A 13,207-nucleotide genomic window follows, 5' to 3' on the forward strand; every position below is an offset into this window, starting at 1 on the left:
TTTGAACCAAGCCCTGACTCCCTTCCGCCTGCGGGCCGGTTGCCTGCTGCTGGCCTGGAGCCTGGTGCTGGCGCCGCTGCCCCTGGCCGCGCAAAGCCTGCCGGGCGATGCCTCGCAGGTGCGCCTGCCCGCGCTCGGCGAATCGGCCTCCGACGAGTTCAACCTCAGTGCGGAGAAGCGCCTGGGCGAGCAGATCATGCGCGAGATCCGGCGCGACCCGGACTACCTCGACGACCCGGTGCTGCTGGAGTACCTGCAGACCATCTGGCAGCCGCTGGTGGCCGCGGCACGCCAGCGCGGCGACATCGGCAACGACATCGGCACGCTGTTCCCGTTCGAATCGTTCCTGGTGCGCGACCGCAGCGTCAACGCCTTCGCGCTGCCGGGCGGCTACGTGGGCGTGAACCTCGGCATGATCGCGATGACCACCGCCCGCGACGAGCTGGCCTCGGTGCTCGCGCACGAGCTCTCCCACGTCACGCAGCGGCACATCGCGCGCAGCATCGTCGCGGCCAACCGCAGCAGCACGCTGAGCCTGGCGGCGATGCTGCTGGGCATCCTGGCCGCGTCCAAGGCCCGCAATGCCGACATGGCGCAAGCAGCCATCATGAGCGGCCAGGCCGCGGCCGCGCAGGCGCAGCTGAACTTCTCGCGCGACATGGAACGCGAGGCCGACCGCAACGGCCTGAACCTGATGAGCGTGGCCGGCTTCGCGCCCGCCGGCATGGCCGCGATGTTCGAGAAGCTCGACCAGTCGGTGCGGCTGAACGACAGCGGCGGCTTCCCCTACCTGCGCAGCCACCCGTTGACCATCGACCGCATCGGTGAAGCGCGCCAGCGCATCGAGGTGCTGGGCGCGCAGCCCAGCAGCGCGCAGCTGCAGGCGGCCTCGCCGCTGGTGCACGCGCTGATGCAGTCGCGCGCCAAGGTGCTGATGGACCCGTCGACGCAATCGCTGCGCCGCTTCCAGGAAGTGGAGCTGCGCGGACCGGCTTCGCTGCGCGACCGGCTCGCCGCGCTGTACCTGCGGGCGTTCGCCTCGACCCAGCTGCGCGAGTTCACGGTCGCCGAGCAGGCGCTGGCCGCCGGCGAGCCGCTGCTGCCCGATGCCGGCACCAAGCGCGCCTGGGCGCAGCTGGCCATCGAGACCGCGCTGGCGCGTGGCGACAGCGCCCGGGCCACCGAGCGCCTGGCCGCCTGGCCGGCCGATGGCTCGCGCAGCCGGCTGCTGCTGAGCGCCCGCGTGGCGCAGCAGCGCAACGATGCCGAGTCGATCAAGCAAAGCACCGAGCAGTTGCAGACCTGGGTCGCCGAACACCGCGACGACGCGCAGGCCTGGCAGGCGCTGGCGCTCAGCGCCGAACGCCTGGGCCTGACCCTGCGCTCGCTGCGTGCGCATGCCGAAGCCGAGGCCGCGATCGGCAACCTGCCGGGCGCGATCGACCGCCTGCGCGCCGGCCAGCAGATCGCGCGACGCGGCGGCCCCGGCGTCGACTTCATCGAGGCCTCGGTGATCGATTCCCGGCTGCGCGACCTGATGAGCCAGCGCAGGCAACTGATGGCCGAACAACGCGGCGGCTCGCAGCGACGCGGCGACCCGCCCGAAGAGCTGGAATAAACGAAACACGCCGCGGCCCGCGCTGCCGCCTGCGTGATACGAGCCGCCCCTACACTGCCGCGCGATGTCCCGGGACGGGACGAGGAGGCTCGGCATGGTCATCGGCGCAGCGCTTCGCAGGCGCATCGGGTGGTGTTTCGCGGGCCTGCTCGGCCTGGCCGGCTGGAGCACGCAAGTCGAAGCCGCCCGCATCAGCGGCGTCACGCCGCAGGGCGAAGTGGCCCAGGTGCGGCAGGTCGTCGTGCGCTTCAGCGAAGCCGTCGTCGCGCTGGGTGACCCGAACAAGCCGGCACCGCTGCAGCTCGCGTGCAGTGGCCCGGTGCCCGGCAGCAGCAGCCGCTGGAACAACGAGCGCGAATGGGTCGTCGACTTCAAGTCGCCGCTGCCACCCGGCGTGCGCTGCAGCCTGAGTGCGGTACCGAGCTGGTCGCCGACCAGCGGCGCGCTCGAAGGCAACACCCGCTTCGAGTTCTCCACCGGCGGCCCGAGCATCGAACGCAGCCAGCCCTGGGACGGCTCGCAGATCGAGGAAGGCCAGCGCTTCCTGCTGCGCCTGACCGGGCCGGCCACGGCCCAGAGCGTGAAGGCGAATGCCTGGTGCGAAGTCGAAGGCCTGGGCGAGCGCATCCCGATCGAGCTGATCGAAGGCGATGCGCGCGCGCAGGTGCTCAAGCTGTTGCGAGTGAAGCCGGCCGAGGCTGACCGGCAGCTGGTGGTCGGCTGCTCGCGCCCGCTGCCGCCGCAGGCCAAGCTGCGCCTGGTGTGGGGCGCCGGCATCGCGTCGGCGTCCGACCCGCAGGTGCTCACCCGCGCGCCGCAGCGCCTGCACTTCGAGGTGCGCCAGCGCTTCAGCGCCGAGTTCAGCTGCGACCGCGAGAAGGCGCAGATGCCCTGCATGCCGCTGGGCGCCGCGGTGCTGCGCTTCACCGCGCCGGTCGAACGCAAGCAGCTCGAAGGCATCAAGCTCGCCACCGCCGATGGCAAGCCGATAACGCCCAAAAAGAGCGACGATGACGAGTCCGACAGCATCAGCTTCCCCGGCCCGCTGCCCGAGAACGGCAAGCTGCGCCTGACCCTGCCCGCCGGCCTGAAGGACGCCACCGGCCGGCCGCTGACGAACGCCGCCACCTTTCCGCTGGACGTTGCCACCGGCCCGATGCCACCGATCGCCAAGTTCGCCGCCGCGCCCTTCGGCATCGTCGAAGCCGGACCCGAGGCGATGCTGCCGATCACGCTGCGCCACGTGCAGCCCGACCTGCGCAAGGGTTCCGTGCGCATCAAGAAGGTCGACGAGCGCGAGTGGCTAGTCTGGATGGGCAAGCTCGCGAAGGCGCAGGAGAACGAGTACGAGAGCCGCCAGCAGCCGCTGCTGCCGGCCAACGATCCCGCCAGGCGCCTGGACCTGCCGCAATTGCAGGGCGGCGACCCGCGGCCCTTCGAGGTGGTCGGCATTCCCTTGTCCGAGCCGGGCTATCACGTGATTGAGGTGGAGTCGCGCCTGCTCGGCGAACGCCTGCTCGCGGCGCCGGCGCCGATGTACGTGCGCACCGGCGTGCTGGTGACGAACCTCGGCGTGCACTTCAAGCGCGGCGTCGACAACGCGCTGGTGTGGGTGACCACGCTGGACCGCGCGCAGCCGGTGCCCGAGGCCGAGGTGGCGGTGCACGACTGCCGCGGCAAGGCCCTGTGGCAGGGCCGCACCGATGCGCAAGGCATCGCGCTGGTGCCACAGGCGCTGCCCGAGCTGCCCGAGGAAGGCCAGTGCAGCTGGCAGCGCGGCTACTACGTCACGGCCAGCAAGACCTTGCCCGATGCCCAGGGACGGCCGCAGCGCGACACGGCCTTCGTCTTCAGCAGCTGGAACCGCGGCATCGAGCCCTGGCGCTTCAACCTGCCGCTCACGTACGACGATGAGGCGCGCGCCGCCGGCGGCAAGCTGCGCGTGCACACGGTGCTCGACCGCATGCTGCTGCGCGCCGGCGAAACGGTGTCGATGAAGCACCTGGTGCGCGCCGAGACCCGCACCGGCCTGGCCGATGCGCAGCGCGCGCTGCTGCCGACGGCGATGAAGATCACCCACGTCGGCAGCGGCGAGGAACAGCAGCAGCCGATCCGCTTCGACGCCGCCGGCCGCGCCGCGCTGGCCAGCTGGCAGATCCCGCCGACCGCCAAGCTCGGGCTGTACCAAGTGAGCCTGCAACGAGAAGGGCGTGAGTGGGTCAGCGGCTTCTTCCGCGTCGAGGAATTCCGCCTGCCCCTGGTCGATGCGCGCCTGGCGCCGCCGCGCGGCGAGCTGGTGGCGCCGGCCGAGGTGGTGTTCGGCGTGCAGCTCAATCACCTGTCCGGTGGCGGCTTCGCGCGCGCACCGGCGCGCGCCAGCGCGCTGCTGCGCGACCGCGAACTCAGCTTCCCCGGCTACGAGACCTTCTCGTTCCAGCCGCCGCGCGAGGCCAGCAGCCGCAGCAGCATCCGCAACGACGATGACGAAGGCCCGCCGAGCGACCACGCGAAGCTGGTGGTCGACAAGCAGGCCCTGAGCACCGATGCCAACGGTGCCGCGGTGCTCACGCTGAAAGGCCTGCCGAAGGTGACGCGTGCTGCCGAGCTGCAGACCGAGCTGAGCTTCAGCGATCCGAACGGCGAGCTGCAGACCGTCTCGTCGCGCCTGCCGGTGTGGCCCTCGGCGCGCGTGGTCGGCGTGCGCACCGGCAGCTGGGCCGCGTCGGTCGGCAAGGTCAAGTTCCAGGCGCTGCTGCTGGACCTGCAGGGCAAGCCGGTGGCCAATGGCAAGCTGAGCGTGGTCGCCCGCGTCACGCAATGGCAGGCCAACCGCCAGCGCCTGGTCGGCGGCTTCTATGCCTACGACCAGACCGCCACGCAGAAGGAGCTCGGCACCGTCTGCGAAGGCCAGAGCGATGCGCGCGGCCTGCTGCTGTGCGAAGCATCGATCCTGGCCGCCGGCGAAGTGGAGCTGGTGGCACGCGCGGCCGACGACGCCGGCCGCGTCGCCGAGGCCGCGACCACCGTGTGGGTCACGAAGCAGGGCGAGCTGTGGTTCGAGCAGGACAACGACGACCGCATCGACGTGCTGGCCGACAAGCCTGGCTACGCGCCCGGCGAGACCGCGAAGCTGCAGGTGCGCATGCCCTACCGCCAGGCCACCGCGCTGCTGAGCATCGAGCGCGAGGGCGTGATCTCGACCCGCGTGGTCACGCTGCAAGGCCAGGACCCGACGATCGAGGTGCCGATTCCTAAAGCCGGGCCCGACGCCGGGCCGCCCCAAGGCGGGCCCGCCCCCTCGGGGGGTGGGGGGCCCACTGTCGGTAGCTGGGCACCGAACGTCTATGCCAGCGTGCTGGTGCTGCGCGGCCGCGTGCGGCATGTGCCCTGGTACTCGCTGTTCACCTGGGGCTGGCGTTCGCCCTTCGAATGGTGGAACGCATTCCGCTTCGAAGGCCGCGAGTACCAGGCGCCGACGGCCATGGTCGACCTGGCCAAGCCTTCGCACAAGTTCGGCGTCGCGCAGCTGCGCATCGGGCTCGACGCGCACAAGCTCGACGTGAAGGTGACCACCGACCAGCCGCAGTACACCGTGCGCCAGACGGTGAAGGCCAAGGTGCAGGTGCTGCAGGGCGGCAAGCCCGCGGCCGGCGCCGAGATCGCCTTCGCCGCGGTGGATGAAGCGCTGCTGGCCTTGATGGGCAACAGCAGCTGGAACACCCTGGAGGCGATGTTCCAGCCGCGCGGCTGGCTGGTGGAGACCGCCACCGCGCAGAGCGAGATCATCGGCCGCCGCCACTACGGCCGCAAGGCGGTGCCGGCCGGCGGGGGCGGCGGCCGCAACCCGACGCGCGAGCTGTTCGACACGCTGCTGCTGTGGCGCGGCGCAATCACGCTGGATGCAAACGGCGAGGCCTCCATCGAAGTGCCGCTGAACGATTCGCTCACCAGCTTCCGCCTCGTCGCGCTGGCCAGCGCGGGGACCGATCGCTTCGGCACCGGCAGTGCCACGGTGCGCGTCACGCAGGACTTGCAGATGCTGCCCGGCCTGCCGCCGCTGGCGCGCGAGGGCGACCGCTTCGACGCGATCTTCACGCTGCGCAACACCACCGCGCGCGAGCTGAAGGTCGAGGCCACGCTGAACGCGAGTGCCCAGCGCGACGATGGCGCGGGCGGCATGAGCCGCGCGCCGCTGGCGTTCAAGCCGCAGAGCCTGACGCTGGCCGCCGGTGCGGCGGCGGAAGTGCGCTGGCCGGTCGAGGTGCCGGCCGGCACCATCAGCCTCGTCTACGAAGCCGCGGCGGCGCAGGCCGGCGGCGGCGCGGCGCGCGACAAGCTGAAGTTCACGCAGCTGGTCAAGCCGGCCGTGCCAGTCCGCGTGTGGGCCGCCAGCCTGCAGCAGCTGGACGGCAGCCTCAGCCTGCCGGTGGCCGCACCGGCCGATGCGCTGGCCACGAATGGTGTGAAGAACGGCGGCGTGCAGATCGGCCTGCAGCCCACGCTGGCCAGTGCGTTGCCGGGCATCCGCCGCTTCTTCGAGACCTACCCGTTCAACTGCCTGGAGCAGCAGACTTCGCGCGCGCTGGCGCTGCACGACAGCGCGGCCTGGACGCGCCTGGCCAATGCCTTGCCGGGCTACCTGGACAGCGACGGCCTGGCGCTGTACTACCCGCCGCGCGAAGGCGATCCGCCGCGTGGCAGCGACAGGCTCACCGCCTACCTCGTCTCGGCCGCACACGAGGCCGGCCAGGCCCTGCCCGAAGCGCCGCGCGAGCGCATGCTGGCGGCGCTGCAGGCCTTCGTCGAAGGCCGGCTGATGCGCGACAGCTGGTCGGCCGCCAGCGCGCGCGGACTGGACCTGGATGTGCGCAAGCTCGCGGCGATCGAGGCGCTGTCGCGCCATGGCCGCGCCACGCCGCGCCAGCTGCAGTCGATCACGATCGCGCCGAACCGCTGGCCCACCGCCGCGGTGATCGACTGGCTGCGCATCCTGCAGCGGCTCGACGGCGTGCCCGAGCGCGCGGCCAGGCTGCAGGAAGCGCAGACCATCCTGCGCGCACGCCTCACCTACGCCGGCACGACGCTGAAGTTCAGCACCGAAGACAGCGATGCCTGGTGGTGGCTGATGGACGGCGGCGATGCGAATGCGGCGCGGCTGATCCTGGCGCTGGTCGACGACCCGGCCTGGAAGGACGAGTTGCCGCGCATGGTGCTGGGCGCGCTGGCGCGCCAGCAGCGCGCGGCCTGGTCGACCACCACCGCCAACCTGTGGGGCACGCTGGCGCTCGAGCGCTTTGCCGCGCGCTTCGAGGCCGGCAAGGTGGCTGGCCGCAGCAGCGCGACGCTGGGCAGCACCAGCGTGACGCATGACTGGACGAGTGCCCCGACGGGCGGCCGCATGATGCTGCCCTGGCCGGCAGCGAATGCGCCAACGCCGGCGCTGCTGAACGTGCAGCAGCAGGGCAGCGGCAAGCCCTGGCTGGCGGTGCAGGCGCTGGCCGCGGTGCCGCTGAATGCGCCGGTGGCCGCCGGCTATCGCCTGACGCGCACGGTGAGCGGCGTCGAACGCAAGACCGACAGCGCCTGGACCCGTGGCGACGTGATGCGCGTGCGCATCGAGATCGACGCGCAGAGCGACATGACCTGGGTCGCGCTGGTCGATCCGGTGCCGGCCGGCGCCACGCTGATGGGCTCGGGCCTGGGCCGCGATTCGGCGATCGCGACGCAGGGCGAGAAGCGCGAGGGCAGCGCGATGCTGGCCTACGAAGAACGCGGCCAGGAGGCCTTCCGCGCCAGCTGGCAGTTCATGCCGCGCGGCAAGCATGTCATCGAGTACACGCTGCGGCTGAACAGCGCCGGCCACTTCGGCCTGCCGCCGACGCGCGTCGAGGCGATGTACGCGCCCGAAAGCTACGGCGAGCAGCCCAACGCCGCGCTGGAGGTGAAGCCATGACACGCCGCGCCGCGGCCGCGTGGAGCTTCGGCCGTACCGCGCTGGGCTGCGCCCTGCTGGTCGGCACGCTGCTGGCCAGCCCCGCGCGGGCCGCCGACGCGGTGCCGAGCTTCGACAGCGTGCGCCTGGCCCACCGCCCATCGGACCTGCTGCTGCTGGACCGCCACGGCGAGCCGCTGCAGAGCCTGCGTGTCGACGCGAAGGCACGCCGCTTGCCGTGGCAGCCGCTGGCGCAGTTCTCGCCTGCGCTGCGCGAGCTGATCGTGCAGGGCGAAGACCAGCGCTTCTGGCAGCACCAGGGCGTGGACTGGTCGGCCGCGGCACGCAGCGCGCTGGCCAGTGCCAAGGGTTCGACGCAAGGCGCCTCGACCCTGACGATGCAGCTGGCCGCGCTGCTCGACGCCGATCTGGCGCGGCCCAGCGGTGGCCGCAGCCTGCTGCAGAAGATGTCGCAGATCAGCGCCGCGCGCGCGATCGAGGCGCGCTGGCAGAAGCCGCAGATCCTGGAGGCTTACCTGAACCTGGTGCCGCTGCGCGGCGAGCTGGTCGGCATGCCGGCGGCGAGCTGGGCGCTGTTCGGCAAGCACTCGTCAGGCCTGGATCGCCCCGAGGCCGCCCTGCTGGTGGCGCTGGTGCGCGCGCCGAACGCGAAGACCGAGGTCGCGGTGCGCCGCGCCTGCGCGCTGCTGAACAAGCCCGTCGGCTGCGAGCAGGAGGCGGCGCTGGCCGAGGCGGCATTGAAGCGCAGCGCCGGCCCGGCGCTGGCCGAGAACCTGGCCCCCCACTTTGCGCGTTGGCTGACGGCGCAGCCCGGCCAGGCCGCGCGCGCCCGCGCCGCCGGTGCACTGCGCAGCACGCTCGATGCGCGGCTGCAGCGCAGCGCGGTGGCGCTGCTGCGCACGCAGATGGCCGAACTGCAGGGCCGCCAGGTCGAGGACGGCGCGCTGGTGGTGCTGGACAACGCCAGCGGCGAGGTGCTGGCCTGGGTCGGCTCCACCGGCGCGGCCTGGTCCGATGCGCCCGAGGTCGATGCGGTGCTCGCGCGCCGCCAGCCGGGTTCGACGATCAAGCCCTTCGTCTACGGCCTGGGCTTCGAGCGCGGGCTGATCACGCCGGCCAGCCTGCTGCACGATGCGCCGGCCGATCTCGATGGCGGCAGCGGCGCGTTCATGCCGCGCAACTACGACCACCAGTACCGGGGCTGGGTCAGCGCCCGCAGCGCGCTGGCCTCGAGCCTGAACGTGCCGACCGCGCGCCTGGCCGCACTGCTCGGCCCGCAGGAGCTGTTCGACAGCCTCAACCGTGCCGGCCTGCAGCTGGCCGAGAGCGGCGGCTACCACGGCCTCGCGCTCGCGCTGGGCAGTGCCGACGTCACGCTGCTGCAGCTGGCCAATGCCTACCGCATGCTGGCCAACGGCGGCCGCTGGCGGCCCGTGGCCGGACAGCCCGGCAACGCGCTGCAGGTGATGAGCCCGCGCAGCGCCTTCCTGGTCACCGACATCCTGGCCGACAGCAGCGCACGCGCGCTGACCTTCGGCCTGGACAGCGCGCTGGTCACGCGCGGCTTCGCGGCGGTGAAGACCGGCACCAGCAAGGACATGCGCGACAACTGGTGCCTGGGCTACACCGAGCGCTACACCGTCGGCGTGTGGGTCGGCAATGCCAGCGGCGCGGCGATGCACAACATCAGCGGCACGCAGGGTGCGGCGCCGGTGTGGCGCGCGCTGGTGCAGCAGCTGCACGCGCAGCAGGTCTCACGCGCGCCTGTGGCACCAGCCGGCCTGCAGCGGCAGCACGTGGTGTTCGACGGCGGACTCGAAGCCGCGCGCGACGAATGGCTGCCCGTGGCCAGCGCGGCGTCGCCACCCTCGACATCAGCACTGCGCATCCGCGGCGGCGAGCAGCTGGCCGCGCGCCGGCCCAGCGGCATCGCCAGCCCGCGCCGCGGCGCGATCTACGCACTCGACCCCGACATGCCGGCGCCGGTGCAGCGCATCAGCTTCCGTGGCGAAGGCGGGCAGTGGTGGCTCGATGGTCGCCTGATCGGCAGCGGCACGCAGCTCGCGTGGCTGCCGTGGCCGGGCCACCATCGGCTTGCGTTGAAGACAGCCGCAGGACAGCTGATCGACGAGGTGGCCTTCGAGGTGCGCGGCGCGGGACTGGTCGCGCAGCGCTGACGCCACATCAGGTGGCGCTGCTGAACAGCCGCTCCATCGCGACGTCGATCACCATGCCGCACAGGCTGTAGATCACCGAGCCGATCAGCGCGGCGCCGAAGCCCGCGACGTTGAAGCCCTTCAGCACCTCGGCCGCGGCCCAGAACATCAGCGCATTGATCACGAACAAGAACAGCCCCAGCGTGAGCAGCGTGACCGGGAAGGTCGGCAGCACCAGCAGCGGCCGCACCAGCGTGTTCAGCAGGCCCAGCACCAGCGCCGCGATCATCGCGGCACCGAAGCTCGCGACCGTGACGCCGCTGTAGAGGTTCGCCACCAGCAGCAGTGCTGCAGCCAACAGAAACCAGCGCACGATGATCTTCATGGCCGCGCAGCATACACGCGCGCCCTGCATCGAGCCCTCACGCGATGGCCTCTCGAAGCGACCTCGACGCTGCCTCGCGGCGCCCTGGGAAGCACCTGGGAGCCACGAGAGTGACGTGCGGGGGCGACAAATGCAGGTTTCCGAGGAGAAGAAAGCGCCTCTTACGAGGGAAAACCGCTTCTCAGCACGAATGACGCGCAGTACCATTGCGCCCGCAGAGGTCATGAGAGAAACGTGGGTGCATGTCACCCCGGCCCGGACCCCGGCACATCAACCAATCACGTGATGGAGAGAATCAACATGGCAACTGCGAAGAAGGCCGCTCCGGCCAAGAAGGCGGCACCGGCGAAGAAGGCCGCCCCCGCCAAGAAGGCCGCTCCGGCGAAGAAGGCCGCGGCCCCTGCGAAGAAGGCCGCTCCGGCCAAGAAGGCGGCCCCTGCGAAGAAGGCTGCTCCCGCCAAGAAGGCCGCCCCGGCCAAGAAGCGCACGCCGAACGCTGCGTTCATGAAGGCGATGACGCCCAGCGCGCAACTCGCCGCCGTGATCGGCGAAAAGGCCCTGCCGCGCACCGAGGTGACCAAGAAGGTGTGGGAGTACATCAAGAAGAACGGCCTGCAGGACAAGGTGAAGAAGACGATGATCAACGCCGACGCCAAGCTGAAGGAGATCTTCAAGCAGGCCCAGGTGTCGATGTTCGAGATGACCAAGCTCATCAACGCTCACCTGAAGTGACACACCGGCTTCGCGCGGCGGCAGGCTACGACGCGCAGAAGCCCCGGTGAACTGACACCAGGTGTGAAGACAAGGCCGGCTGCAAAGCCGGCTTTTTCTTTTGGGGCCTACGTCGTTGCTGCCGGCAGTGCCTGCAGCGTCTCTCGGCACCAGGCCCGCATGGCCTCGTCGCCAATCGTCTCCAGCAGCCGTTCCATCTGCGCGCGCTGCAGGGCCACGGCGGCGGGCTGCCGCGATGCGTGCAGCGCCCAGGCCATCGCCTCGTGCGCAAAGAAGCGCTCGACCGCATCGGCGCCTTCGGCCTCGCAGGTGGCCAGGCAGGCCTGCGCATGCTGCAGGGCTTCGGCGCCCTGGCCGACGACGGCATGGCACAGCGCCAGCTGGTAGTCGGCCCGCTCGACATGCAGCCAGGTGCCGGCCGCGGCCCAGGCGCGACGCGCGAGCTGCGCGGCCTCGAGCATCAGCGCATCGAGCGCGGCATTGCGTGGCTGGTCTAGCGGCACCTTACGCAGCCGCAGCTCGCTGGCCACGTTGTTGGCACAGGCCGCATAGGCCTTGCGTGCTTCGGCCTCGGGGTGGCCCAGCGCCTCGACCGCGGGCGCCCGCAACGCCGCGCTGGCGGCTTCGGCGCGGCCGTCCTGGGCCCACAGGAGCACCACGTTCTGCAAGGCCCGCCAGCGGGCCGCCAGGGGCACGGGCGAGGCCGCCGCCACGGCCGCAGCATCGCCGGCGCGCACGGTGGCAAGGGCCCAGGCCACGCGCTCGCGCATCGGCTGCAGCGCCGGCGTGGCCGGCGTGCCGGCCAGCATGCGGGCCAGCAGTCCGGCATCGCGCAGGTGGGCCAGCATCACATGCTCGGCCAGGCGCAGCGCCTCGGCGCCATCGGCATCGTCGGGCAGCGTCACCGCCCGCGCCAGCAGGCCCTCGGCCACTTCACGCGGGGCCTGCGCATGCCGTTCCTGCGCTTCGTCCAGCCAGGTCTTCAGCGGCACCTCGCCCTCGGCGCGCGTCGTCGGTTCAGGGTTCATCGCGTCCTCGTTCGGCAGTCCAGAGCGCGGCCATCTCGAGCCGGTGTTCATGGTCGTGCGCCAGCATCGCGGCCAGCAGCGTGCCGGCATCGGCCGCGCGGCCGCTGAACAGCAGGCGCCGCTCGAGCATCGCGGCGTCCAGGCGGGCCAGCGCAGCCAGGCTGCGCCGGCGCTGCGCGATGAAGCGCCGCGCCGCCGCGCGCCAGGGCCGCTGCTGGTAGCGGCGCTCGCGTGCCAGCCGGTCGCCATCCACGCCGGGCAACCGCGGTCGCTCCTCCTGCAGCACGCGTGGCCAGCGCCGGGCCCAGCCGAACTCCTCGACATCGGCCAGGTGCCACAGCTGCTCGACCAGCGAGAAGCGGTCGGCCGCCGGCTTGCGATAGCCCTGACGCGGTGCCATCGCCGCCAGCAGCTGCGCCACCGCGGCCGCGCTGTCGGCAAGGTAGGCGCGCGCGCGCTGCAGGCCTTCGGCGCTCGCGATGCGATCAGCCGCCAGCACCGCCGGCAGCGGCGCGCGCAGCAGCCGCGCGATCGCGTCGCCGCCGGCTTCGTCATGATCCGGCCCCTCGACCGGTTCGTGCAGCACCGTGAGCCGGCTGCCCTGGGCACACGGCTCGATGCACAGGCGCAGCGCCTGCGCGCCGTCCGCACCCTCGAGCCGCAGCGACAGGCTGCACGGCGCGCTGGCTTCGGTCACCGTCAAGCGCAACGCGCGGCCCTGCGCGTCGGCGCCTTGCAGCGCCTGTCCGCTGCGCAGCGGCGCATCGTGCCGCGGCAGCCGGGCGCCGAGGTACTCGGCGATGAACGGACCTGCCACCAGGCGCTGCCAGACGGTGTCCGGCGGCGCATCGAATCGGCTGCACAGCAGCTGCAGCGGCGCGGACGCGGCGGGCAGGACCGGCATCGCGGGGCCGGTCGTCGGGGCGGTGCGCATGGTGTTCATTCGGCCTGCTCCAGTCCGCGCTTCAGCGCCGCCAGCGCGGCCGCATGTTCACGCGCGCTGCTGGTCACCCAGCGCGCCGGCAGCGCCTGCAAGGGCACCGGGTTCAGGTAGTGCAGCTTTTCGCGGCCGCGCCACACGGCCACCACCAGCTCGGCGGCTTCCAGCATCGCCAGGTGCTTGGACAGCGCCTGGCGCGTCTGCGTGAAGCCCTCGGTCAGCTCGGACAGCGTCAGGCCCGGCGCGTCGCGCAGCCGGTCCAGCAGGCGGCGCCGCGTCGCGTCGCTCAGTGCGCGCAGCAGGCGGTCGATCTCGTCGTCAGGGGATTCGTTCATCGCATCGTGCAACTTGGTGGTTGCATGATGCCATGAAACGCAACGCTGTGGTTGCCTTTT

At 71.9% G+C, this 13,207-nt stretch carries 8 protein-coding genes; 4 read left to right on the plus strand and 4 right to left on the minus strand.

Features of this window, described 5'->3' with window-relative positions; genetic code table 11:
• Nucleotide 1 precedes the first annotated feature (1 nt).
• The 3 genes from ACILR4_RS04020 to pbpC all read left to right on the plus strand — a co-directional run bounded on the left by ACILR4_RS04020 (nt 2) and on the right by pbpC (nt 9,748).
• The gene (locus ACILR4_RS04020; RefSeq protein ID WP_395699538.1) at nt 2-1,618 is read left to right on the plus strand and encodes a M48 family metalloprotease; all 1,617 of its coding nucleotides are present in this window, start codon (nt 2-4) and stop codon (nt 1,616-1,618) included.
• Between the two features lie 94 nt (nt 1,619-1,712).
• Nucleotides 1,713-7,571, plus strand: a complete 5,859-nt coding sequence (locus ACILR4_RS04025; protein ID WP_395699539.1) for an alpha-2-macroglobulin family protein — start codon at nt 1,713-1,715, stop codon at nt 7,569-7,571.
• A complete protein-coding gene (gene pbpC, locus ACILR4_RS04030; RefSeq protein ID WP_395699540.1) occupies nt 7,568-9,748 on the plus strand; it encodes a penicillin-binding protein 1C in 2,181 nt (726 codons plus the stop codon). Before ACILR4_RS04025 ends, pbpC begins: the two co-directional genes overlap by 4 nt.
• 7 nt (nt 9,749-9,755) lie before the next feature.
• On the opposite strand, the gene ACILR4_RS04035 is transcribed toward pbpC, so the two are convergent.
• A complete protein-coding gene (locus ACILR4_RS04035; protein WP_395699541.1) occupies nt 9,756-10,112 on the minus strand; it encodes a phage holin family protein in 357 nt (118 codons plus the stop codon).
• A gap of 300 nt (nt 10,113-10,412) precedes the next feature.
• On the opposite strand from ACILR4_RS04035, the gene ACILR4_RS04040 reads away from it, so the two are divergent.
• A complete protein-coding gene (locus ACILR4_RS04040; RefSeq protein ID WP_395699542.1) occupies nt 10,413-10,844 on the plus strand; it encodes an SWIB/MDM2 domain-containing protein in 432 nt (143 codons plus the stop codon).
• 107 nt (nt 10,845-10,951) lie between these two features.
• Here ACILR4_RS04040 and ACILR4_RS04045 read toward each other — a convergent pair whose 3' ends face one another.
• From ACILR4_RS04045 to ACILR4_RS04055, 3 genes are read right to left on the minus strand one after another with little or no spacing between them, the layout of a single operon-like run.
• Complete coding sequence (locus ACILR4_RS04045; RefSeq protein WP_395699543.1) at nt 10,952-11,872, minus strand: hypothetical protein; 921 nt, start codon at nt 11,870-11,872, stop codon at nt 10,952-10,954.
• Nucleotides 11,862-12,815: a DinB family protein gene (locus ACILR4_RS04050; RefSeq protein ID WP_395699544.1), complete on the minus strand. Its 954-nt coding sequence runs from the start codon at nt 12,813-12,815 to the stop codon at nt 11,862-11,864. The genes ACILR4_RS04045 and ACILR4_RS04050 overlap by 11 nt, the downstream gene beginning before the upstream one ends.
• Nucleotides 12,812-13,147, minus strand: coding sequence for an ArsR/SmtB family transcription factor (locus ACILR4_RS04055; RefSeq protein ID WP_395699545.1), 336 nt, complete (start codon nt 13,145-13,147; stop codon nt 12,812-12,814). Before ACILR4_RS04055 ends, ACILR4_RS04050 begins: the two co-directional genes overlap by 4 nt.
• Nucleotides 13,148-13,207: the final 60 nt, after the last annotated feature.

The sequence above is a fragment of the Aquabacterium sp. genome (genome assembly GCF_044226965.1).
In the GTDB taxonomy this organism is placed as follows: Bacteria; Pseudomonadota; Gammaproteobacteria; order Burkholderiales; family Burkholderiaceae_C; genus Pseudaquabacterium.